This window comes from Pseudomonas sp. NFX98 (assembly GCF_047784845.1).
Classification (GTDB): Bacteria; Pseudomonadota; Gammaproteobacteria; order Pseudomonadales; family Pseudomonadaceae; genus Aquipseudomonas.
Map to the genome: position 1 here is coordinate 82,486 of NZ_JBLNNF010000003.1, position 22,955 is coordinate 105,440.

Genomic DNA, 22,955 nt, shown 5'->3' on the forward strand with positions numbered 1-22,955 from the left:
GACTGACTCCGCTTACTGATTTTGTTGGGTGACCGGCGTCAGCAACGGCATTTTCCATTGGCCATTGGTGACTTCCGGTTTGGGCAGGTACAGGCGCAAGATGCCGTAGAACGGGCCGCTCGGCGCGGGCAGCCAGTTGCTTTGCAAGTCCTTGGCCGGCGCTTTCTTTTGTAGGTAGAGGGTCAGACCACCGTCAGCGTCGAGCTTGAGGTCGGGCAACATGCGTGAGTTGATCAGGTAGCGATTGAGTGGGTTGGCTACCAGCAGTTTGTTCTTGCCGTCGTACATGGTCAGCGACCAGAAGGCATCGGCCGGGGGCAGGGCGCCCTTGTCGAAATGCAGGGTGTAGTCGTGTTTCGAGGCATCGACCGGTTGGCCGTCCTTGTCGACGAAGTAGCCAATGTAGTTGGCCTCTTCGGCGGAGTTGCCGAAGATCCCCATGTTGGCACCGGCGTAGCGGTACAGGTAATTGCCCTTGAGGTGATCGCGGGTGCCAAAAAAATCGCCGCTGGTGACTTGGTGGGTATCCACCCTGGTTTTCTTGAAGTCGGCGAATTCTGCCTTGGCGTCGCTGATACCGTCCTCCAACGCCTTGCGTTGATCGGCGCTCAGTTTGGTCAGGTTGAATGGCTTGCCGGCCTCGATACCGATGGTCTTGAAGCGTGCAAGCAGGTCTTTTTCCACGTCCTGGGCTGGGGCGAATGTCAGCATGAAATTCAGGTAACGAAACAGATCCGGGGTGTCGCTCATGGTTGGCGAGGGCTTCGGCCAGTCGATCTTCGGTGCAGCGGGCGGTGCCTTGTGTTTGTCGTACTGGCTGAGGGTTTCGACCTGATAACCCTGTTGGATCTGCTTGACCTTGGCCAGGTCCTTTTCATCGAACAGCTGCGTGCGGTACAGCGCATAGGCAATGTTGCTTTCACTGCGCAGCAGCCGGTCGATGTTTTGTGGTTGGCGACCCTTCCAGTCGGGGCCGGCAATCATGAAGTGGCCGCCATTGTTGCCGGTGCTGCGGGTGCCCAGGTAAGCGAAGTTCTGTGTGTAGGCGTCGATCAACTGCACCGAGTAGTAACGGTGCTCTTCGATGGGTGGCAGGGTCAATACCAGCGGTTCTGCGCGCAGGTCCATCCAGACGAAAGAGTAGGGCGTGTCGGCATTCGGCGTGACGAACGCGGTGTCCTTGGCGGTGAAGGCTTTGGCGGTATTGCCGATCTGGTTGAACGGCGCCTTGAAGTTCGAGCTCTTCGTGTCCACGGCCTGGGTGTAGAGGGTCTTGTACATCTCCACCACCGGGAAACCGTACAAATAGGCTTCCTTGGCGATGCCCCGGGCTTGCTCCGGGGTAGCGGTGAAATCGGCCCAAGCACTGGTACTCAGGGAAAGAGCGAGTGTAGTGAGCAGCAGGCGGTTACTCATAAAGCTTCCTTATTCAACCTTTGGCGTCATTGCCCGGCCGTGATGCTGACAAGCGTCGAGTGCTGTTCGGTGTGTTGCGGGTGGGTAACCAGGTCATGGGCGCCAACACCGCAACTGACGAACGTGGTCATCAGGCTGAAGATGGCTGCGCGAATGGCAATCTGCATGGCAATGTCCTCACTTTCCAAACGTGACGTTGAGTCCGGTGTACAGCGTGAACTTCGGCAAACCATCGCCTTTGTGGTCCACGGTCCACTGTGGTTCGATAAAGACGTTGAGGACATTGGACCCGGATTTCCACACCTTGCCGCCACCCAGACCGAGGGGGATGTAATGGGTGTCGTTCTTCAGGTCGAAGGTCCAGATCCCGGTGGAGCGCAGATACCAGCCTTTTTCCAGGTTATGGATGATGAAAGGCTGCATGGTTGCGCTTTCGACGTGAGGCCGGTCATCGTCGCCGGCGAAGGAGCTCTGGTATTGCACCAGCGCGCCCAACAGACCGCGAGGCGAGGCGTCGATGGCCACAGCGGCCAGGCCACCTTGCCATTTGCCGGTGCCGAGTTCGTCCTGATCGGCAGTGGGCGCAGTAATCATCGGGCCAACGCCCAACTGCACGCCTTCGGTCTTGAGCAGGAAGATATCGAACAGGTTCAGATCACCTTCGCCGGTGCTGTAGCCGCTGTTCGGGTCCGGGCGCGTGCTGATCGGCGCCGTGACACGTATCAATTGCGGGACGCCAATGAAGTCGTTGGGCGCAATCGGCAGCGTGCCGCGCACCAGCACGTCATTGGTATGAATATTGGAATCGTAGAACTTCGGGGTGTAGTAATCCTGCAGGCTCATCCCCGGCGCGATGTTCAACGGGTTGTTGCTTTTGTTGGCTGTCTCGGCGTCGTCCGCCTGAGCAAAAATGAAAGGCGCAAGCGAACTCACCAGAACAACGGCGCCCATCCCCATTTTTTTCAACATGATTCCCCCGGTTCCCTGGTGGCTCATCAGATGACTCGGCACTTGCTGGCCGTTACGACGTAATCTCTTTTGGTATCAAGCCTGTAGGACACGTCTGGTTGACGCTAGCAGCTAACCGCGGTTTAGCCAGTCGAAAGAATTAATTCTTTGGTTTTGTGCGCAAAATCTCGCTGATTTTGTGTACTAAAAAGTTAGGGTAGCCCGTAAGGGTGAAAGTGATGAAAAATTGCCGTGTTTGGACATGCATTCGATGGTGAGTCGGATGGAGCGCACTCATCGAGCCAGATGCCGGTAGACTCGAGTAGTCGCAATTAGGCCTGGCGGCGAAAAGCCATGACTTGGTACTCACAGGGGAGCGAAAGTTACCAATCCCGGCTCCCGTCGCGATATTGCTTCGATAGTTTCAAATATTTTCTATCGAGGTTTGTTATTTTTTTACCTCGAATGGCATTCATCTTTTCAAGGTAGTTTGCGGCTTCTGGTAGGTTTTTTACGCGACTATCGTACGGGTAACGTGCGGCAAGCATTAGACGTTGGTGGTCGTAGTCATCAACAAGGAGAGTTCGATGATCGTGTTGCGCTATATGGTTAAGAACGTTTTTTAGTTGTTGTTCTGGAGGGGTGTTAGGGTCAAGTGTTTTTAGAGCTATTTTTCCGTCATGCTCGTAGTTTAGGCTCCCCAATGTTTTTTCATAGTCAAGTAGGAATTGTTTTTTTGCCTTTGAGTTGTTGAATTTTCCTAGTTTTTTACGGGTATGGCGTAACTCTAAATTGCCAATCCAATGTTTGCGGGAAGCTATATCCCAGTTAGAGATGGTAGCTTTTGCATACTTTGATGCAGTGCCCGATTTCGAGATTGCCCAGCTTATGTTGTATTTTAATGCTCTGAAGATTGGGAAGTTTCCTGTGGGATCTTGATAATTATTTGGATCTCCGAAACAGTACGCGTATGGGTTAATCCCTCCTTTATCGAATGGGCTCATGATGTCTGGGCTGTTAAATCGCATTAGAGTCGGATTAAACGTTCGATAACCATTACCCAATAAATAATAGCCGGTCACTCGATCCTCTAATTCGCCATTGAACCCCAACAGACTCCGCTGCTCATTGGCATTGTTACGATGGCCATAAGGTGAGTAGGCAAATGAATGAGGATCTCGTAGGTGGAGAGCACGCAGCACCGAATTTTGCTGGTTAATTGCCAGTAGAGTGGCGTCCAGTGTTTCTCCGCTGCTTTGCAGTTGAGCGAGAAGCTGATCGTCGTAGCGTAAAATCGAGTACTTCAACGTACCTTGCAATTCGGTGGCAAGCCGGTTTTTGCAGTAGAAATGTTGGGTGTGCGCATCCGTCAGCGGCAACGCGCCGATAAGTCGATCCAATGGATCGTATAAGTAACGACAGAGCATGATTTTGCGCATCATATGCGGTCCTGAAGATTCTTTCGGGCAGACCTTTAGTCTCATAGTTGATACGTGCAATGTCTACCTATCAGATCTGATAGGTGTTTTCCGTGAAGTTATTGCAGTGGCGACGACGCAAGCACCTCGCCATTGCGTTTTGTTAGGCTATGGATAATGCTTTCAGCACTTCCCCTTTCCAAACACCCGTTCCTCCTGCTCACGCAGTTCCGGCGTTAGCTCCGCGCCAAAATCATCCAGCTCAAACACCTGCCGAATCTCGATCTCGGCTTCAGTGCCCGGCATCGGGTTGGGGCAGCGTTTGACCCATTCGATGGCTTCTTCTTTCGACTTCACCTGCCACAACCAGTAACCGGCGATCAGTTCCTTGGTTTCGGCGAACGGGCCGTCTATTACCGTGCGTTTATCGCCGGAAAAGCGCACGCGGGCGCCTTTGCTGCTCGGTTGCAGGCCTTCGCCGGCGAGGAGGATGCCGGCCTTGGCCAGTTCTTCGTTGTAGTTGCCCATGGCTGTGAGCAGCTCTTCGCTGGGCATGATGCCGGCTTCGGAATCCTGGCTGGCCTTTACAATGATCATGAAACGCATGGTGGTGTCCCCGCTGGATTTGAATGCTTCAGTGATAGTCGTTTGATGGAATGCGAATTCGACACGGGTTCAAAAAAAGTCTCTGACGGGGCTGGGGCACCACATTCGTTGTGGGAGATCTATGTTGTATGTGCCGCCGTCATCGCGGGCAAGCCCGCTCCCACAGGGTATCGGGTTGTCGGTGAGAGCAACTCTCCACAATTTGTATCCGGGGTAGGTCACCGGGCAATTTCGTGGTTAACTTCGGCCTCTTCAAAATTCTCTACAACAACGTTCAGAAGGACTCCGTTCATGGCTCAAGTCACTCTTAAAGGCAACCCGGTTCAAGTCAACGGCCAACTGCCTCAAGCCGGTTCCAAGGCGCCAGCCTTTTCCCTGGTTGCCGGCAATCTGTCCGACGTCACCCTGAAAGACTTCGCCGGCAAGCGCAAAGTGCTGAACATCTTCCCAAGCGTCGACACCCCGACCTGCGCCACCTCCGTGCGCCAGTTCAATGCCAAGGCCAGCAGCGTCGACAACACCGTTGTGCTGTGCATCTCCGCTGACCTGCCGTTCGCCCAGGCGCGTTTCTGCGGCGCCGAAGGTCTGGAAAACGTACAGAACCTGTCGACCCTGCGCGGTGCCGAGTTCATCGAGAACTACGGCGTGGCCATCGCTGACGGCCCGTTGAAAGGCCTGACCGCCCGTGCCGTTGTGGTACTGGACGAAAACGACAACGTGCTGCACAGCGAACTGGTCAAGGAAATCGCTGAAGAACCGAACTACGAAGCGGCACTTGCTGTACTGAAGTAAGTATCGCTTACAAAGTTTAACGGCCTGGCCCTGTCCAGGCCGTTTTCATTTGTGTTTCAGTGTCTTGGATAAATCTCCTGTTACGTAAGCCGAAGGTAAATTGCCGGTAAAGGCGCTTTGCTTAAGACCCGCCAGTGCTTATCGTTCAGCCTCATGTAAAGAAAGCCCACGCGCCCAATGGTTGATCACTCAATGCAATCCTCCGCTTCCCGTAGTCCCCGTCGCTGGCTGTTCGGCCTGCTTGTCCTGCTGGTCATCGCCGCCCTGTGCTGGAAATTCTGGCCAGGCAGTGCTGCACCGAAAGAGGGTGCGGGGCAAAAAGCCGTGGCCGGGCACACCGGCAGGTCGGGAGCGATGCGTCCAGGCTTCGGCGGTGCGACCGGCCCGGTTCCGGTGCGCGTAGCCCCGGCGGTCAAGGGGGATTTCCCGCTGTATTACAAGGCGTTGGGTACGGTCACTGCGCTGAACACCATCAATGTGCGCAGTCGTGTCGGCGGTGAGCTGATGAAGATCAATTTCGAGGAAGGACAGATGGTCAAGGCCGGCGACCTGCTCGCCGAGATTGACCCGCGTCCGTACCAGAACGCCTTGCTCCAGGCCGAAGGCACCTTGCTGCAGAATCAGGCGCAATTGAAAAACGCCCAGGTGGATGTCGAGCGTTATACCGGTTTGTACCGGGAGGACAGCATCGCCAAGCAAACCCTGGACACCGCCGTCGCTCTGGTCGGTCAGTTCCAGGGCACGGTCAAGACCAATCAGGCGGCGGTCAACGACGCCAAGCTTAATCTCGAATTCACCAAGATCCGCGCGCCGATCGCCGGGCGCGTCGGCCTGCGTCAGCTCGATGTCGGCAACCTCGTTGCCGCAAACGACACCACGGCGCTGGCGATCATCACCCAGACCCAACCGATCAGCGTCGCCTTCACCCTGCCGGAAAACAGTCTCGACACCGTGCTCGCCCGCTATCGCAGCGGCGCCAAACTGCCGGCCGAGGCCTGGGATCGTGGCGACACCAAGTTGCAAGCCACCGGCATATTGCAGAGCCTGGATAACCAGATCGATGTCACTACCGGCACCCTGAAATTCAAGGCCCGTTACGACAACCGCGACCAGTCGCTATTTCCCAACCAGTTCGTCAACGTGCGCCTGCTCGCCGACACCCTCAAAGACGTGGTGCTTGCGCCATCCGCCGCGATCCAGTTCGGCACCAATGGCACATTCGTCTATGCCCTGGACGGCGACAAGAAGGTCAAGATCCGGCAGTTGAAGATCGGTGCCAGTGACGGTGAAAACACTGTAGTCACCGAAGGCCTTTCCGCAGGCGACCGCGTGGTGCTGGAGGGCACCGACCGCCTGAAGGACGGCAGCGACGTCGAAGTGGTCAATGACCCGCAGCAAGTGCCGACCAATCCGGCCGGTCACTTGCAGGGCAAATCGGCGGCCAACACGCCTGAGCCGGCGACCACTGACAAGGCGAAAAAGGGCGGCGCATGAATCTCTCGCGGCTGTTCATCCTTCGCCCGGTAGCCACCACGCTGAGCATGCTGGCCATTATCCTGGCCGGCGTGATCGCTTATCGGCTGCTGCCGGTATCGGCATTGCCTCAGGTCGATTACCCGACCATTCGTGTCATGACGCTCTATCCCGGCGCCAGTCCCGATGTCATGACCAGCGCCGTGACCGCGCCACTTGAGCGGCAGTTCGGGCAAATGCCGGGCCTGACGCAAATGGCATCCACCAGTTCCGGTGGCGCCTCGGTGCTGACCCTGCGTTTCAGCCTCGACATCAATATGGATGTCGCCGAGCAGCAGGTGCAGGCCGCGATCAACGCCGCGACCAACCTGTTGCCCAAGGACCTGCCGGCGCCGCCGGTGTACAACAAGGTCAACCCGGCCGATACGCCGGTGCTGACGTTGGCCATCACTTCCAAGACCATGCTGTTGCCCAAGCTCAACGATCTGGTCGACACGCGCATGGCGCAGAAAATCGCCCAGATCAGCGGCGTCGGCATGGTCAGCATTGCCGGCGGTCAGCGTCAGGCCGTGCGGATCAAAGTCAATCCTGAGGCCCTGGCGGCCAATGGCCTGAACCTGTCGGACGTGCGCACGCTGATCGGCGCGTCCAACGTCAACCAGCCCAAGGGCAACTTCGACGGCCCGACCCGGGTTTCGATGCTCGATGCAAACGATCAACTGACGTCGCCCAAGGACTACGCCAATCTGATCCTGGCCTACGCCAACGGCGCGCCATTGCGGCTCAAGGATGTGGCCGAGATTGTCGACGGCGCCGAAAACGAACGTCTGGCCGCATGGGCCAACGAAAACCAGGCCGTGTTGCTGAACATCCAGCGACAACCCGGTGCCAACGTCATCGAAGTGGTCGACCGCATCAAGGCGTTGCTGCCGAGCATCACCGACAACCTGCCGGCCGGCCTCGACGTGGTGGTACTGACCGACCGCACCCAGACCATCCGCGCCTCGGTCAAGGACGTGCAGCACGAACTGCTGATCGCCATCGCGTTGGTGGTCATGGTTACTTTCCTGTTCCTGCGTCGGGCCAGTGCTACGGTCATTCCGTCGGTAGCCGTGCCGCTGTCGTTGATCGGCACCTTCGGCGTGATGTACCTCGCGGGCTTCTCGGTCAACAACCTGACCCTGATGGCCCTGACCATCGCCACCGGTTTCGTGGTGGACGATGCAATCGTGATGCTGGAGAACATTTCCCGCTATATCGAAGAGGGTGATAGCCCGCTGAACGCGGCGTTGAAGGGTGCGAAGCAGATCGGCTTCACCCTGATTTCCCTGACCTTGTCGCTGATCGCCGTGTTGATCCCGCTGCTGTTCATGGCTGACGTGGTCGGGCGGTTGTTCCGAGAATTTGCCATCACCCTGGCGGTGGCGATCCTGATCTCGCTGGTGGTGTCCCTGACCCTGACGCCGATGATGTGCGCGCGGTTGCTCAAGCGTGAACCGAAGGAAGAAGAGCAGGGCCGTTTCTACCGCGCCAGCGGTGCCTTCATCGACTGGATGATCGCCGCCTACGGACGCAAATTGCAGTGGGTGCTCAAGCACCAGCCGCTGACCCTGATGGTCGCAATCGGCACCCTGGCGCTGACAGTGTTCCTGTACATGGTCGTGCCCAAGGGTTTCTTTCCGGTGCAGGACACCGGGGTGATCCAGGGGATTTCCGAAGCGCCGCAGTCGATTTCCTTTGCGGCAATGAGTGATCGGCAACAGGAACTGGCCAAGGTGATTCTGGCGGATCCGGCGGTCGAGAGCCTGTCGTCCTACATCGGTGTCGACGGTGACAACTCGACGCTCAACAGCGGCCGACTGCTGATCAACCTCAAGTCCCACAGCAACCGCGACCTGAGCGCGACAGAAGTCATCGCACGCCTGCAACCGGAACTGGACAAACTGGTGGGTATCCGCCTGTTCATGCAGCCGGTGCAGGACCTGACCATCGAAGATCGGGTCAGTCGCACGCAGTACCAGTTCAGTATGTCGTCGCCGGATTCGGAACTGTTGAGCCTGTGGAGCGGCCGTCTGGTGGAAGCCCTGGCCCAACGGCCGGAGTTGACCGACGTTGCCAGCGACCTGCAAGACAAAGGCTTGCAGGTTTATCTGGTGATCGACCGTGATGCCGCCTCGCGGGTTGGGGTGTCGGTGTCGAACATCACCGATGCGCTGTATGACGCCTTCGGCCAGCGGCAGATTTCTACCATCTACACCCAGGCCAGCCAGTACCGCGTGGTGCTGCAATCGCAGTCCGGCGAGAAGATCGGCCCGCAGGCGCTGGACCAGATCCACGTCAAGACCACCGATGGCGGCCAGGTCCGGCTGTCCAGCCTGGCGCATATCGAAGAACGTCAGGCGCAACTGGCGATCACCCACATCGGCCAGTTCCCGGCGGTGATGATGTCGTTCAACCTCGCGCCTGGCGTGGCGTTGGGGCATGCAGTCGAGATCATCGAACAGGTGCAAAAAGACATCGGCATGCCGATCGGCGTGCAGACCCAGTTCCAGGGTGCGGCCGAGGCGTTCCAGGCGTCGCTGTCGAGTACCTTGCTGCTGATTCTGGCGGCGGTGGTGACCATGTACATCGTGCTGGGCGTGCTCTACGAGAGCTACATTCACCCGATCACCATTCTCTCGACCTTGCCTTCGGCGGCGGTCGGCGCCTTGCTGGCGTTGATCCTCAGCGGCAACGATCTGGGGATGATCGCGATCATCGGCATCATTCTGCTGATCGGTATAGTCAAGAAGAACGCGATCATGATGATCGACTTCGCCCTCGACGCCGAGCGCAATCAGGGCATGGATCCCGAGACGGCGATCTATCAAGCGGCGTTGCTGCGTTTCCGGCCGATCCTGATGACCACTTTGGCCGCGCTGTTCGGTGCGGTGCCATTAATGCTGGCCACCGGCTCCGGTGCGGAATTGCGCCAGCCGTTGGGTCTGGTGATGGTCGGTGGTTTGTTGCTCAGCCAGATTCTGACGCTGTTCACCACGCCGGTGATTTACCTGTACTTCGACCGTCTCGGTCGACGTTGGGGTCGCAAGCCTGAGCCCGTGGAAGCGGTAGGGCAGCCATGAACCTGTCAGGACCTTTCATCAAACGCCCGGTCGCGACCATGCTGCTGAGCCTGGCGATCATGCTGCTGGGGGGTGTGAGTTTCGGCCTGCTGCCGGTATCGCCGCTGCCGCAAATGGATTTCCCGGTGATCGTGGTGCAGGCCAGCCTGCCCGGTGCCAGCCCGGAAGTGATGGCCTCGACTGTGGCCACGCCGCTGGAACGTTCCTTCGGCGCCATCGCCGGGGTCAACACCATGAGCAGCCGCTCCAGCCAGGGCTCAACCCGGGTGATCCTGCAATTTGACCTCGATCGCGACATCAACGGTGCGGCGCGGGAAGTACAGGCGGCGATCAACGCCTCGCGCAACCTGCTGCCGAGCGGGATGCGCAGCATGCCGACCTACAAGAAGGTCAACCCGTCCCAGGCGCCGATCATGGTGCTGTCGCTGACCTCGGACGTGCTGGAAAAAGGCCAGCTGTATGACCTGGCCTCGACCATCCTGTCCCAAAGCCTGTCGCAGGTGCAGGGCGTGGGCGAAGTGCAGATCGGCGGCAGCTCCCTGCCGGCGGTGCGCATCGAGCTTGAGCCGCAGGCGCTGAACCAGTACGGCGTGGCGCTGGACGATGTGCGCAACACCATCGCCAATGCCAACGTGCGTCGACCAAAGGGCTCGGTGGAGGACGATCAGCGTTTGTGGCAGGTTCAGGCCAACGACCAGCTGGAAAAGGCCAAGGATTACGAATCGCTGATCATCCATTACAACGGCGGCGCGGCCCTGCGCCTGAAGGATGTGGCCAAGGTCAGCGACGGCGTCGAAGACCGCTACAACAGCGGTTTCTTCAACGACGACGCGGCGGTATTGCTGGTGATCAACCGGCAGGCCGGCGCCAACATCATCGAGACGGTCAACGAGATCAAGGCTCAACTGCCGGCGTTGCAGGCGGTGTTGCCGGCCAGCGTCAAGCTGAACGTGGCAATGGACCGCTCGCCAGTGATCAAGGCCACGTTGCACGAAGCGGAAATGACCCTGCTGATCGCCGTGGTGCTGGTGATTCTGGTGGTGTTCCTGTTTCTGGGTAACTTCCGTGCGTCGCTGATCCCGACGCTGGCGGTTCCGGTGTCGCTGGTCGGTACGTTTGCGGTGATGTACCTCTACGGATTTTCCCTGAACAACCTGTCGCTGATGGCGCTGATCCTGGCCACCGGCCTGGTGGTGGACGATGCCATCGTGGTGCTGGAGAACATTTCCCGGCACATCGATGCGGGCATTCGCCCGATGAAAGCGGCGTATCTCGGTGCCCAGGAAGTCGGCTTCACTTTGCTGTCGATGAACGTGTCGCTGGTGGCGGTGTTCCTGTCGATCCTGTTCATGGGCGGGATCATCGAGAGCCTGTTCCGCGAGTTCTCCATTACGCTGGCGGCGGCCATCGTGGTGTCGCTGGTGGTGTCGCTGACGTTGACCCCAATGCTCTGCGCCCGCTGGCTCAAGCCGCATACGCCGGGGCAGGAAAACCGTTTGCAACGCTGGAGTCAGCGGGCCAACGAATGGATGGTCGGCAAATACGCCACCAGTCTCGACTGGGTGCTGCGCCATCGGCGCCTGACGTTGCTCAGTTTATTCGTGACGATTGGCGTTAACGTTGCGCTGTATGTGGTTGTTCCCAAAACATTTTTGCCCCAGCAAGATACCGGCCAGCTGATCGGTTTCGTACGCGGTGATGACGGTCTGTCGTTCAGCGTGATGCAGCCGAAAATGGAAATCTTCCGCCGCGCCGTGCTCAAGGACGAAGCGGTGGAAAGCGTCGCCGGTTTCATCGGCGGCACCAACGGCACCAACAACGCGTTCATGCTGGTACGCCTCAAACCGATCAAGGAACGCAGCATTTCCGCGCAAAAGGTGATCGAACGCCTGCGCAAGGAAATGCCCAAGGTTGCCGGTGCGCAACTGATGCTGATGGCCGATCAGGACCTGCAATTCGGCGGTGGCCGCGAGCAAACCACGTCGCAGTATTCTTACATCCTGCAAAGCGGTGACCTGGGAGCGTTGCGCGAGTGGTATCCGAAAGTCGTCACCGCGCTCAAGGCTTTGCCGGAGCTCACGGCGATTGACGCCCGCGAAGGCCGAGGCGCGCAGCAGGTGACGTTGATTGTCGACCGCGACCAGGCCAAACGCCTGGGTGTCGACATGGACATGGTCACGGCGGTGCTGAACAACGCCTATAGCCAGCGGCAGATTTCGACCATCTATGACAGCCTCAACCAGTATCAGGTGGTGATGGAGGTCAATCCGAAATACGCCCAGGACCCGATCACCCTCAAGCAGGTGCAGGTGATTACCGCCGATGGCGCGCGGATTCCTTTGTCGACCATTGCCCATTACGAAAACAGCCTGGAAGACGACCGGGTCAGCCACGAAGGCCAGTTCGCCTCGGAGAGCATTTCCTTCGACATGGCGGAAGGCGTGACCGTGGAGCAGGGCAGTGCTGCCATCGAACGGGCAATTGCTTCGGTGGGCCTGCCGGAAGATGTCATTGCGAAAATGGCCGGCACTGCCGATGCCTTCGCCGCGACCCAGAAGAGCCAGCCGTGGATGATCCTGGGCGCGCTGGTGGCGGTGTATCTGGTGCTGGGCGTGCTGTACGAAAGCTATATTCATCCGCTGACCATTCTCTCGACCTTGCCTTCGGCAGGTGTCGGCGCCTTGCTGTCGATCTATGCGCTGGGTGGCGAATTCAGTCTGATTTCGTTGCTGGGCCTGTTCCTGCTGATCGGCGTGGTGAAAAAGAACGCCATCCTGATGATCGACCTGGCGCTGCAACTGGAACGACATCAGGGCATGGCGCCACTGGAGTCGATTCGCAACGCCTGTTTGCAACGGTTGCGGCCGATCCTGATGACCACTCTCGCGGCGATCCTCGGCGCCTTGCCGTTGCTGCTGAGCCGTGCCGAAGGGGCGGAAATGCGCCAGCCGCTGGGCCTGACCATCATCGGCGGGCTGATTTTCAGTCAGGTGCTGACCCTTTACACCACTCCGGTGGTTTACCTCTATCTCGACAAACTGCGCCATCGTTTCAACCATTGGCGTGGGGTGCGTACCGATGCTGCTCTGGAAACTCCGCTATGACTGACCGTTCGCTGTTCAAACTGGCTACACCGCTGATCACCGCCCGAGGTTCGCGTTTGCTGAGCCTGTCGCTGTGCGTGGCGATGCTCAGTGCCTGCGCCATCGGCCCGGATTACCAGCGTCCGCAAACCGCCGAGCCTGCGCAGTACAAGGAAGCGGCCGGCTGGCGTCAGGCCAGCCCGAGTGATTCCCTGGCCCGTGGTGCGTGGTGGGAGCTGTATGGCGACCGGCAACTCAATGGCCTGATCGAGAAACTCAACGCCTCCAACCAGACCGTTGCCCAGTCCGAAGCCCAGTACCGGCAGGCCCAGGCGTTGGTACGCAGCGCTCGGGGCGCGTTTTTCCCGACGGTCGACCTGACCTTGGGGAAAAACCGTTCCAGCCAGGGCACCGGCAGTAGCAGTTCCAGCCTGACCAGTTCGTCCAGCGGTATTCGTGATACCTACACCGCCCAGGCTGGCGTCAGTTGGGAAGCGGATATCTGGGGCAAACTGCGTCGTGGCCTTGAGGCCGACACCGCCAATGCCCAGGCGAGTTTTGCCGATCTGGCGGCGATGCGCCTGAGCCAGCAGTCGGAGCTGGTGCAGAACTACCTGCAACTGCGGGTGATCGATGAACAGAAACGTCTATTGGAAGCGACCGTCGAGGCCTATCAGCGCTCGCTGAAAATGACCGAAAACCAGTATCGCGCCGGTGTGTCCGGCAAGGACGCAGTGGCGCAGGCGCAAACCCAGCTCAAGGGCACCGAAGCCGATATGGTCGACCTGATCTGGCAACGCGCCCAGTTCGAAAACGCCATCGCCGTGCTGATCGGCTTGCCGCCGGCCGAATTCAGCCTGGCGGAGACAGAGAACATTCCGGCGTTGCCGGAGGTGCCTTTGAGCCTGCCGTCGCAACTGCTGGAACGGCGCCCGGACATCGCCTCCGCCGAGCGTTCGGTGATCGCTGCCAACGCCAACATTGGCGTGGCCAAGGCCGCTTACTACCCGGACCTGACCCTGAGTCTGAACGGGGGTTACAGCAGCAGCACGTCGAAAGACCTGTTCAGCGTACCGAACCGTTTCTGGTCGGTTGGCCCGCAACTGGCCATGACCTTGTTCGATGGTGGACAGCGCTCGGCAGAGGTGGATCGCAGCGAAGCGGCCTACGACGAAACCGTGGCCAAATACCGCCAGACCGTGCTCGACGGCTTCCGCGAAGTGGAAAACTATCTGGTCCAGCTCAAGGTGCTGCAAGACGAAGCCGTGGTGCGGCAACAGGCACTGGATGCGGCCCGCGAATCGCTGCGCCTGACCCAGAACCAGTACAAGGCCGGGGTCATTGCGTACCTGGACGTGGTCGTGGTTCAGGCGGCAGCGCTGAGCAATGAACGCAGCAACCTGGACTTGATGCAAAGCCGCCTGATTGCCAGCGTGCAGTTGATTGCCGCGCTGGGCGGTGGTTGGGACGGACAGCTAGGCTTGTAGGACTGTAGGAGCTGTCGAGTGAAACGAGGCTGCGATCTTTTGATCTTGATTTTGCTCAACAAAAAGATCGCAGCCTCGTTTCTCTCGACAGCTCCTACATGGGCGGAGTGGGTTGCTCTAGAGGGTTTAGGGTCGATCAAACAAGCGTTTCATCGGCTTGATGGCCCTTTGCTCATTTTGTGAGTGCGTTCTCATTTGGAATCAGTACAATCGCGCAAAATTTGCGCCCTCGAGAACGGAAGCAGTACGAGGGTGATTGCGAGACATCCCCATGCTCATCGGTAGTTATTCCCCCACGCTCGTCATCATCTCGCTGTGTGTGGCGATTCTTGCCTCATACACCGCCCTCGACCTGACAGGCCGTATCGCCACGGCCAAGGGTCGCGCCGTGCATCTATGGACTGCCGGCGGCGCCTTCGCCATGGGGGTGGGCATCTGGTCGATGCACTTCATCGGCATGCTCGCCTTCAAGTTGCCCATCGATCTGGGCTACGACATCGGCATTACCTTGCTTTCGCTGCTGACCGGCATTCTCTCCAGCGGCTTCGCCTTGTGGCTGGTCAGCCAGCCGCGTTTGCCGCTGTGGCAACTGGCGTTCGGTGCGCTGATCATGGGCGCCGGCATCAGCGCCATGCATTACACCGGCATGGCCGCCATGCGCATGCAGCCGGGCATCGATTACGACCCGACGCTGTTCGGCGCGTCACTGCTCATTGCGGTCGTCGCTTCCGGCGCGGCGCTGTGGATCGCGTTCCACTTGCGCCAGCACACGCCTTATGTGCGACTGATTCGCGGCGGCGCGGCAATGATCATGGGCATAGCCATCGTTGGCATGCATTACACCGGCATGGCCGCGGCACGCTTCGCCGATGGCAGTTTTTGCGGGGCTGCGGTCGACGGTTTGAACGGCAAGGGCCTGGATAACCTGGTGCTGATCACCACCCTGGCGGTGCTGAGCATTGCCTTGCTGACTTCTATTCTCGACGCCCGGCTCGAAGCTCGCACCGCAGACCTGGCCCAATCGCTGACCGAAGCCAACCGCGAACTGACGCAACTGGCGCTGCACGACACCCTGACCGGTTTGCCGAACCGGATACTGCTCGCCGATCGCATCGACCAGGCGATGTCGCGGGTGAACGGCGAGGGCGGTTGCTTTGCGCTGATGTTCATCGATCTGGATGGCTTCAAACCGGTCAACGACGCCTTCGGCCATCACATGGGCGACCAGTTGCTGCGAGAAGTCAGCCTGCGCCTGCGTGAGGATTTGCGCAGTCAGGACACTTTGGCGCGCATCGGTGGCGACGAATTCGTGTTGCTGGTGCAACTCAGCGAACAAAACGACGCGATGGGCCTCGCGGCGCGGCAGGTCGGATTGATCGCCCGCTCATTCCGCGTTGCCGAACATGATTTGCAGATCTCGGCCAGCGTCGGCATCGCGCTGTATCCGGGCAACGGCCAAACCGCTCATGAGTTGCTGATGAACGCCGATGCGGCGATGTATCACGCCAAAGGGGCGGGCAAAAACGGCTACAGCTTCTTCGACGCCTCGATGAACAGCAATGCACGCAAGCAACTGCAATTGCTGCAAGACCTGCGCCATGCCCTGGAGCATCAAGAGTTCAGCCTGTATTACCAGCCCAAGTTCGATGCCAACAACGGCCGGCCGGTCGGTGCCGAGGCGCTGTTGCGCTGGGAACACCCGACGCAGGGCATGCTGCTGCCGGACAAATTCATCGAGCTGGCGGAAAAGACCGGCCTGATCATTCCGATTGGTGAATGGGTGCTCAACGAGGCCTGCCGCCAGATGCGCGAATGGTACGTGCTCGGCTACACCGATTGGCGCATTGCCGTGAACCTGTCTGCGTTGCAGTTCTGCCACGCCGGGCTGGTGCAAAGCGTGGCCAAGGCGCTGGCCACGCACCATCTGCCGGCCAACAGCCTGACCCTGGAAATCACCGAAACCACTGCCATGAGCGATGCCGATGCCAGCATGACGGTGTTGCAGGAACTGTCGGAAATGGGGGTCGACCTTTCCATCGATGACTTCGGTACCGGTTATTCGAGCCTGATGTACCTCAAGCGCCTGCCGGCCAATGAGCTGAAGATCGACCGTGGTTTCGTGCGTGATCTGGAGCGTGACAGCGATGATGCGGCCATCGTTTCCGCCATCGTCGCCCTCGGTCAGGCATTGGGGCTGCGGATCGTTGCCGAAGGCGTGGAAACCGGCGTGCAGCAGGATTTCCTGACTCAACTGGGTTGCGATTCGCTGCAAGGCTACCTGCTTGGGCATCCGTTGCCGGCTGAACGCTTTATGGTGGAAATCCATCGTGCGGAGCAGTTGGAACTCGCGCCCGTAGCAGCTGCCGAGCCTGCGAGGCTGCGTTCGGCGGCAGAGCCGTCGTAAACCCTGAACCTGAGATTCATCTGAAACACCGCAGTGCCTGATTTCACGACGGCTGCGCCGCCGAACGCAGCCTCGCAGGCTCGGCAGCTGCTACAGCCCATGCAAAAACCGTAAAGGACGGTTATTCTTGCCCCCGACCGCTTACGCTTTAAACGGGGAAAGCTTGCATGGAAAAAGTCATCGTCATCACCGGCGGCAGCCGCGGCATTGGAGCCGCCACAGCCCTGTTGGCCGCCAGTCAAGGCTATCGGATCTGCATCAACTATCAGGCCGATGAACAGGCGGCGCTCAGTGTGCTGGAGCAACTCCGCGCATTGGGTGCGCAAGCCATTGCGGTGCGCGCCGATGTCAGCATCGAAGACGAAGTAATCGCGCTGTTCAATCGGGTCGACAGCGAACTCGGCCGGGTCACGGCACTGGTAAACAACGCCGGCACCGTGGGGCACAAGTCCCGGGTCGACGAAATGTCCGAATTCCGCATCCTGAAAATCCTCAAGACCAACGTGCTGGCGCCGGTGCTGTGCGCCAAACACGCGATCCTGCGCATGTCGCCCAAACACGGCGGGCAGGGCGGCAGCATCGTCAACGTGTCCTCGGTTGCCTCACGCCTGGGTGCGCCCAACGAGTACGTTGACTACGCCGCTTCCAAGGGCGCGCTCGACACTTTCACCATCGGCCTGTCCAAGGAAGTGGCGGGTGAAGGCATTCGCGTCAATGCGGTGCGCCCCGGCTACATCTATACCGATTTCCATGCCTTGAGCGGTGATCCGGACCGGGTCAGCAAACTGGAGTCGGCGATTCCCATGGCCCGTGGTGGCCGGCCGGATGAAGTGGCCGAGGCGATTGTCTGGTTGTTGTCGGACAAGGCTTCGTATGCCACAGGGACTTTTGTTGATTTGGGCGGTGGTCGTTGAAGTCGGATAAGTCATTGAACATATCGACTTTGAAACGCTTGTAGTTTTTCTTTCAAGAATACTAACGCAACAAGCAACGCATCCTGTAATCAGGTTGCGTTGCTTGTTGCGTTAAATCTTGCTGCGTGGTGTTTGATATATCGTGCATTACATGTGATTTATGTATTGCTTGAAAGTGTTGAGTGCCGATCATACCTTTGAATCGACTTCGCAGTTAGCGAGGTTCTAATTTAAATCATGGAGATGTAAGTAAATGGATCTTTACAAAGACGAAGTCGCTTTCTGGGATGAATTTGTTTTGCGTTATTTGCACCGGGAATACTCGGGCCTGGCATCGATTGATTATCTGGCGGGAGCTGCCTACCTGGCGGATCAGATGATTGTTGAACGTCGCAAGCGTAATGTGGTGGAAGACTGATATGAACCAAGACGACCTGAACAAATCAGTTATCGCTCATCTTTTCCTGGGGGGAAAGCCACTGGTATTGAATTACCAACTGATGGAGAAGCGGCTCGCACGCCCGCGCCTGACGCCGGCTCAACGTACGGAATATACCCGCCAACTCAAAAGCGAAGGGGGCTTTTTAACCGTGGCGGATCGTGACGACGATGAGCCATTGTTGATTCATTTTCGCTCGGAAAATGATCGATACACCTTACGCGTGGCCACACCTGGGAAGTTTTTTGGTTATTTCCTGAGCATGGAGAAAATACGGGAAACCAACGGGCAGACGACGGACGTCGGAAATATTGTGGTGATGCCGGAGAATCCAACACGCTTTTATATGAATGTATTTGGCCAGGGTGATCAGCGGTTGTTCAATGTCGCTCGAAAGCTTGTTGTAGATGAAAGTTTGTTAATTGCGCCGATCGCGAGTGAGACCGCATCGTTCATACAGGATCAAGTTCAGGGTGCTACTTATATTTACAATAATAAAACGTCACTCGAAAACGATGGGCAGCAATACTTCTCCGACACATTCCTGGGGGCCGAGAATGTTATCTGGAACCCGCTGCCCGCTGAGTTTGGCGTGCAAGTCAGAGGCGCCGGTGTCTTGGAGTTAGACGACATAGGCTGAGTTCTATAAAACCAACTGTGAACCGAGGCTGATCGCCCGGTTCATGCCGGCGCTCAGCCCGTATGTGATGCCGGTCGAGGCCTTCAGAAAGACCTGACAATCCGCCCCAACGTCTCCATCGCCTTTTCCGAGTCCTCGGTCCATGGGCTGCCGTAATTCAACCGAATGCAATTCCTGAAGCGCTGTGCCGGCGAAAAAATCGGACCCGGCGCGATGCTGATCCCCTGGGCCAACGCCATCTGAAACAGTTTCAGCGAGTCCATCTGCGCCGGCAGTTCCAGCCACAAAAAGTATCCGCCCGCCGGTTGGCTGACCCGCGTCTGCGCCGGGAAATAACGGGCGATGGCGGCGAGCATGGCGGCTTGCTGGTCTTCCAGCGCGTGACGTAACTTGCGTAGATGCCGGTCGTAGCCGCCGTGTTGCAGGTAATCGGCAATGGCGGCCTGGGCCGGCATCGAGGCGCAGAGCGATGTCATGAGCTTCAGGCGTTCGATCTTCTGCGCATAGCGGCCGGCCGCGACCCAACCGATGCGATAGCCCGGCGCGAGGCTTTTGGCGAACGAACCGCAATGCATCACCAGCCCTTCGGTATCGAACGCCTTGGCCGGTTTTGGCGCCTGTTGTCCGTAATACAACTCGGCGTAGACATCGTCTTCGATCAGCGGCACTTGATGCTGGCGCAGTAACTCCACCAGGTCCTGTTTCTTCGTCTCGGGCATGGTCGCGCCCATTGGGTTCTGGAAACTGGTCATGCACCAGCAGGCCTTGATCGGATGGCGTTCCAGGGTTTGCGCAAGCACGCCGAGGTCGATGCCGTCCCGCGGATGGACCGGGATTTCCACGGCTTTGAGTTTCAACCGTTCCAGTATTTGCAGGCAGGCGTAGAACGCCGGGGCTTCGATGGCCACCAGATCGCCGGGTTGGGTCACGGCTTGCAGGCACAGGTTCAGCGCTTCCAGCGCGCCGTTGGTGATCAGCAGTTCTTCCATGGGCAACATCAGCCCGCCGACCATGTAGCGCAGGGCAATTTGCCGACGCAGTTGCGGGTTGCCCGGCGACATGTCGGTGACCACCATGCGCGGGTCCATCTCACGGCTGGCACTGGCCAGCGAGCGTGATAGCCGTTGCAGCGGAAACAGCGTGGGGCTGGGGAACGCCGAGCCGAACGGTACGGTGTTCGGGTCCTTGATCGAATCGAGGACCGAAAACACCAGTTCACTGACGTCGACTTCGGTGGATTCGTTGACCTGGCTGCTGATCACCGGCTCGGAAAATGGCCGCGGTGCGTTGGCATTGACGAAATAGCCGGAGCGCGGCCGGGCGCGGATCAGGCCGCGGCGCTCCAACAGGTAATAAGCCTGGAACACCGTGGACGGGCTGACCCCGTAAGTCTGGCTGGCGTAGCGCACCGAAGGCACGCGCTGGCCGGGGTCAAGGACGCCGGTGCGGATCAGTTCAGCGATGTCGTCGGCGAATTTTTCGTAGCGTTTCATCGGTATCCCGAATTGGTGTCGTGAATCGAAAAGTGGTCGCGGTTGAAATCGCCAGGATCGCAGCCTTCGGCAGCTCCTACCATGGTACGGCATACACCTGTAGGAGCTGCCGAAGGCTGCGATCTTTTAGGCTTTGCAGTTTAAAGGCTCAACGATTCATCGGCGCAACAAACCGGCTTTTGGCCACGCTGTAGATGCCGGGTTCGTCACTGTCGACCACCTTGAAGCTGATGCCCTGCGAGCTGCTGCTCGGCCGGTCTGTAGTCATCGCCACCGATACCGGCACGTCGACAATCTCGCCTGGCGCCAGGCTCAAATCAGTCTTGCCTTGCAACTGGAAGCCGTCACCGTCGACGAGGGTCAGTCGATAGCCCTGACGTTGTTGGGTCTTGTTGATGACCTTCAGGCTGTAGATGTTTTCGATCTGCCCCTGACTGTTCTCGCGGAACAGGCCACGGTCCTTGCTCACGTCCAGCGACACCATTGGCCGTTCGACCAGTGCGACGACCAGCGCGGCGATCATCACCAGCAACACGGCGGTGTAACCGATCAGTCGTGGCCGCAGCAAGTGAGTCTTGCCGCCTTGCAACTGGCGCTCGGAGGTGTAGCTGATCAAGCCGCGCTCGTAGCCCATCTTGTCCATGATCGAATCACAGGCGTCGATGCACGCCGCGCAACCGATGCATTCCATCTGCAGGCCATCGCGGATGTCGATGCCGGTCGGGCAGACCTGTACGCAGAGCTGGCAATCGATGCAATCACCCAGGCCGACCTCGGCCGGTTTGACCTCGCGTTTACGTGGGCCACGGTTCTCGCCACGGGCGACGTCGTAGGAAATGGTCAGGGTGTCTTTGTCGAACATCACGCTCTGAAAGCGCGCATACGGGCACATGTGCATGCACACCGCTTCGCGCAGCCATCCGGCGTTGATGTAAGTGGCCCCGGTGAAGAACAGCACCCAGAACAGGCTGACGCCGCCCATTTGCAAGGTCAGCAGTTGTTCGGCCAGTGGGCGGATCGGGGTGAAGTAGCCGACGAAGGTCAAACCGGTCAGCAGGCTGATGGCCAGCCACAAGGTGTGTTTGGCCGAGCGGCGCATCAGTTTGTTCAGGCCCCAGGGCGCGGCTTGCAGCTTGATGCGCTGGTTGCGTTCGCCCTCGGTGATTTTCTCGCACCACATGAAGATCCAGGTCCAGGAGCTCTGTGGGCAGGTATAGCCGCACCAAACGCGGCCAGCGAACACGGTAATCGCAAACAGGCCGAACGCGGCAATGATCAGCAGCGCCGAGAGCAGGATGAAATCCTGCGGCCAGAACGTTGCGCCAAAGATGTGGAATTTGCTTTCGGAGAGGTCCCAGAGCACTGCCTGACGGCCGCCCCAGTTCAGCCACACCGTGCCGAAGAACAGCAAAAACAGAAATCCCGCGCCGCTGATACGCAAGGAACGGAACAGGCCGGTGAAGCTACGGGTGTGGATCAGGTTGTCGCTGGTTTTGACCTTCATCTTCGGGCGTGAAGGTTCGAATGTTTCAACGGTTCGGACGGGGATTCTCTCGCTCATGGTCTTTCGCTCATCAGCCTCCATCAGGCATGAGCACTATGAGCGGCGATCTGTTTGCATAACAGACTCAGCTATTGCTTTAAAAACCGGATCAGATGCGTATTGCAGAACCACCTGCGACAAGTTGAAGCACCTGTCTCGGCGGGCCGTCAGCGCCTATATCAGGCGCTGGCGGAAGTTGTTGATCCGGGTCAGTCAAATCACCGAATCACTGTCGGTGGCCTTCAAGTGCCGGCGTCCGTCCACTGCACCTGCTACGGTCAATGCATCGGCTTCTGCTTCGGTGATGTAGATGCGCTGGCCATTGAGGTCCACCGCCGACATGGCTTTGGCGCTGTCAGTGACGATGGTCACGTCGGGGCACAAGCGAATCTCTTCGCCATTCTCGGTGGTGAAGAAACAGGTCTGGTTTTCGATGCGCACGGTCATGGCGTGATCCTTTTTTCAACGGGTATTAAAAGGTTAGGGCGTCTGTACCGGCCATCGTTCTGTGCAACCGATTAATGGTCGACGCGGTCCATCCTCCATGACCTTTCGCGAGTACTTCAAAAGGACAGCACCATGAACGCCTGGTGGCATGAAGTCTGGGTGACCCTGCAAGCGGAATTCGCCGATATCGGCGATGCCGCGCAACTGACGCGCATCACGGTGCGCTTGCTGATGGCGGCCGTCCTCGGCGGGATTCTCGGTTTCGAGCGCGAACACAAGGGCAAGGCGGCGGGGGTGCGCACCCACATGCTGGTGGCGATTGGCGCGGCGCTGTTTGTGTTGGTGCCGCAGATGTCCGGCTCACAGGCCGACGCCATGAGTCGGGTCATTCAAGGCGTGATCGCCGGGATCGGTTTTCTGTGTGCCGGCACCATCCTGAAAAACCAGGAGGGTGATGAAGGCCACGTCAAAGGCCTGACCACGGCGGCTGGCATGTGGATGACCGCCGCGATCGGTGTCTCGGCGGGGTTGGGAAAGGAGGCGACGGCGTTGCTCAGTACGTTGCTGGCGCTGCTGATACTCGGGGTGATGCCGAGGATCGTGAGCCTGTTCGAAAAGGACCGCGAACCGTAGGAGCTGGCGGAGCCTGCGATCTTTTGATCTTAATAAGCAAAGTCAAAAGATCGCAGCCTCCGGCAGCTCCTACAGGGGATTGGCGAAGCACCGATCA

General features: G+C 58.7%; 18 protein-coding genes. 10 read left to right on the top strand and 8 right to left on the bottom strand.

Annotation, left to right across the window (positions count from 1 at the left end; genetic code table 11):
* Window positions 1–12: 12 nt before the first annotated feature.
* From ACM110_RS04810 to ACM110_RS04830, 5 genes are all read right to left on the bottom strand, one after another.
* On the bottom strand, window positions 13–1,416 hold the full coding sequence (locus tag ACM110_RS04810) for a DUF1254 domain-containing protein (protein ID WP_416126826.1): 1,404 nt from the start codon (window positions 1,414–1,416) through the stop codon (window positions 13–15).
* Between the two features lie 26 nt (window positions 1,417–1,442).
* Window positions 1,443–1,583 (bottom strand): hypothetical protein, encoded by a 141-nt coding sequence (locus tag ACM110_RS04815; protein WP_416126827.1) that lies wholly within the window; start codon window positions 1,581–1,583, stop codon window positions 1,443–1,445.
* A 10-nt stretch (window positions 1,584–1,593) separates the two neighbouring features.
* Entirely contained in the window at window positions 1,594–2,385 is a 792-nt protein-coding gene (locus ACM110_RS04820) for a hypothetical protein (protein ID WP_416126828.1), read from the bottom strand.
* 362 nt (window positions 2,386–2,747) lie between these two features.
* Window positions 2,748–3,806 carry an RHS repeat-associated core domain-containing protein gene (locus ACM110_RS04825; protein WP_416126829.1) on the bottom strand — a complete coding sequence of 353 codons (1,059 nt, stop codon included), beginning with the start codon at window positions 3,804–3,806 and terminating at the stop codon, window positions 2,748–2,750.
* Window positions 3,807–3,965: 159 nt separating this feature from the next.
* Window positions 3,966–4,388, bottom strand: coding sequence for a YciI family protein (locus tag ACM110_RS04830; protein ID WP_416126830.1), 423 nt, complete (start codon window positions 4,386–4,388; stop codon window positions 3,966–3,968).
* 291 nt (window positions 4,389–4,679) lie between these two features.
* On the opposite strand from ACM110_RS04830, the gene tpx reads away from it, so the two are divergent.
* The 9 genes from tpx (at window position 4,680) to ACM110_RS04875 (ending at window position 18,742) form a co-directional block, all read left to right on the top strand.
* Complete coding sequence (tpx, locus tag ACM110_RS04835) at window positions 4,680–5,180, top strand: thiol peroxidase (RefSeq protein ID WP_338580704.1); 501 nt, start codon at window positions 4,680–4,682, stop codon at window positions 5,178–5,180.
* A gap of 177 nt (window positions 5,181–5,357) precedes the next feature.
* Complete coding sequence (locus ACM110_RS04840; protein WP_416126831.1) at window positions 5,358–6,674, top strand: MdtA/MuxA family multidrug efflux RND transporter periplasmic adaptor subunit; 1,317 nt, start codon at window positions 5,358–5,360, stop codon at window positions 6,672–6,674.
* Entirely contained in the window at window positions 6,671–9,775 is a 3,105-nt protein-coding gene (locus tag ACM110_RS04845; RefSeq protein WP_416126832.1) for an MdtB/MuxB family multidrug efflux RND transporter permease subunit, read from the top strand. The genes ACM110_RS04840 and ACM110_RS04845 overlap by 4 nt, the downstream gene beginning before the upstream one ends.
* Window positions 9,772–12,879, top strand: coding sequence for an efflux RND transporter permease subunit (locus ACM110_RS04850; protein WP_338580707.1), 3,108 nt, complete (start codon window positions 9,772–9,774; stop codon window positions 12,877–12,879). Before ACM110_RS04845 ends, ACM110_RS04850 begins: the two co-directional genes overlap by 4 nt.
* A complete protein-coding gene (locus tag ACM110_RS04855; RefSeq protein WP_416126833.1) occupies window positions 12,876–14,345 on the top strand; it encodes an efflux transporter outer membrane subunit in 1,470 nt (489 codons plus the stop codon). The genes ACM110_RS04850 and ACM110_RS04855 overlap by 4 nt, the downstream gene beginning before the upstream one ends.
* A 271-nt stretch (window positions 14,346–14,616) precedes the next feature.
* A complete protein-coding gene (locus ACM110_RS04860) occupies window positions 14,617–16,749 on the top strand; it encodes a putative bifunctional diguanylate cyclase/phosphodiesterase (RefSeq protein ID WP_416126834.1) in 2,133 nt (710 codons plus the stop codon).
* Between the two features lie 167 nt (window positions 16,750–16,916).
* The gene (locus ACM110_RS04865; RefSeq protein WP_416126835.1) at window positions 16,917–17,663 is read left to right on the top strand and encodes an SDR family oxidoreductase; all 747 of its coding nucleotides are present in this window, start codon (window positions 16,917–16,919) and stop codon (window positions 17,661–17,663) included.
* Window positions 17,664–17,916: 253 nt separating this feature from the next.
* Window positions 17,917–18,081, top strand: coding sequence for a hypothetical protein (locus ACM110_RS04870; RefSeq protein ID WP_416126836.1), 165 nt, complete (start codon window positions 17,917–17,919; stop codon window positions 18,079–18,081).
* Between the two features lies 1 nt (window position 18,082).
* A complete protein-coding gene (locus tag ACM110_RS04875) occupies window positions 18,083–18,742 on the top strand; it encodes a hypothetical protein (protein WP_416126837.1) in 660 nt (219 codons plus the stop codon).
* Between the two features lie 83 nt (window positions 18,743–18,825).
* Here the strand turns inward: ACM110_RS04875 and mapR are convergent, their stop codons facing one another.
* The 3 genes from mapR to ACM110_RS04890 form a co-directional block, all read right to left on the bottom strand.
* Window positions 18,826–20,235, bottom strand: a complete 1,410-nt coding sequence (mapR, locus tag ACM110_RS04880; RefSeq protein ID WP_416126838.1) for a GntR family transcriptional regulator MpaR — start codon at window positions 20,233–20,235, stop codon at window positions 18,826–18,828.
* Between the two features lie 148 nt (window positions 20,236–20,383).
* Window positions 20,384–21,796, bottom strand: a complete 1,413-nt coding sequence (ccoG, locus tag ACM110_RS04885) for a cytochrome c oxidase accessory protein CcoG (protein ID WP_416126839.1) — start codon at window positions 21,794–21,796, stop codon at window positions 20,384–20,386.
* A 195-nt stretch (window positions 21,797–21,991) separates the two neighbouring features.
* Window positions 21,992–22,225: a DUF3203 family protein gene (locus ACM110_RS04890; RefSeq protein ID WP_416126840.1), complete on the bottom strand. Its 234-nt coding sequence runs from the start codon at window positions 22,223–22,225 to the stop codon at window positions 21,992–21,994.
* A gap of 132 nt (window positions 22,226–22,357) precedes the next feature.
* On the opposite strand from ACM110_RS04890, the gene ACM110_RS04895 reads away from it, so the two are divergent.
* On the top strand, window positions 22,358–22,858 hold the full coding sequence (locus ACM110_RS04895) for an MgtC/SapB family protein (RefSeq protein WP_416126841.1): 501 nt from the start codon (window positions 22,358–22,360) through the stop codon (window positions 22,856–22,858).
* The last annotated feature ends 97 nt before the right edge of the window (window positions 22,859–22,955 follow it).

Coding starts and splice junctions, on each gene's coding strand:
- ACM110_RS04810 (WP_416126826.1), bottom strand. CDS start 1,416: ATGAGTAACCGCCTGCTGCTCACTACACTCGCTCTTTCCCTGAGTACC.
- ACM110_RS04815 (WP_416126827.1), bottom strand. CDS start 1,583: ATGCAGATTGCCATTCGCGCAGCCATCTTCAGCCTGATGACCACGTTC.
- ACM110_RS04820 (WP_416126828.1), bottom strand. CDS start 2,385: ATGTTGAAAAAAATGGGGATGGGCGCCGTTGTTCTGGTGAGTTCGCTT.
- ACM110_RS04825 (WP_416126829.1), bottom strand. CDS start 3,806: ATGATGCGCAAAATCATGCTCTGTCGTTACTTATACGATCCATTGGAT.
- ACM110_RS04830 (WP_416126830.1), bottom strand. CDS start 4,388: ATGCGTTTCATGATCATTGTAAAGGCCAGCCAGGATTCCGAAGCCGGC.
- tpx (WP_338580704.1), top strand. CDS start 4,680: ATGGCTCAAGTCACTCTTAAAGGCAACCCGGTTCAAGTCAACGGCCAA.
- ACM110_RS04840 (WP_416126831.1), top strand. CDS start 5,358: ATGGTTGATCACTCAATGCAATCCTCCGCTTCCCGTAGTCCCCGTCGC.
- ACM110_RS04845 (WP_416126832.1), top strand. CDS start 6,671: ATGAATCTCTCGCGGCTGTTCATCCTTCGCCCGGTAGCCACCACGCTG.
- ACM110_RS04850 (WP_338580707.1), top strand. CDS start 9,772: ATGAACCTGTCAGGACCTTTCATCAAACGCCCGGTCGCGACCATGCTG.
- ACM110_RS04855 (WP_416126833.1), top strand. CDS start 12,876: ATGACTGACCGTTCGCTGTTCAAACTGGCTACACCGCTGATCACCGCC.
- ACM110_RS04860 (WP_416126834.1), top strand. CDS start 14,617: ATGCTCATCGGTAGTTATTCCCCCACGCTCGTCATCATCTCGCTGTGT.
- ACM110_RS04865 (WP_416126835.1), top strand. CDS start 16,917: ATGGAAAAAGTCATCGTCATCACCGGCGGCAGCCGCGGCATTGGAGCC.
- ACM110_RS04870 (WP_416126836.1), top strand. CDS start 17,917: ATGGATCTTTACAAAGACGAAGTCGCTTTCTGGGATGAATTTGTTTTG.
- ACM110_RS04875 (WP_416126837.1), top strand. CDS start 18,083: ATGAACCAAGACGACCTGAACAAATCAGTTATCGCTCATCTTTTCCTG.
- mapR (WP_416126838.1), bottom strand. CDS start 20,235: ATGAAACGCTACGAAAAATTCGCCGACGACATCGCTGAACTGATCCGC.
- ccoG (WP_416126839.1), bottom strand. CDS start 21,796: ATGAGCGAGAGAATCCCCGTCCGAACCGTTGAAACATTCGAACCTTCA.
- ACM110_RS04890 (WP_416126840.1), bottom strand. CDS start 22,225: ATGACCGTGCGCATCGAAAACCAGACCTGTTTCTTCACCACCGAGAAT.
- ACM110_RS04895 (WP_416126841.1), top strand. CDS start 22,358: ATGAACGCCTGGTGGCATGAAGTCTGGGTGACCCTGCAAGCGGAATTC.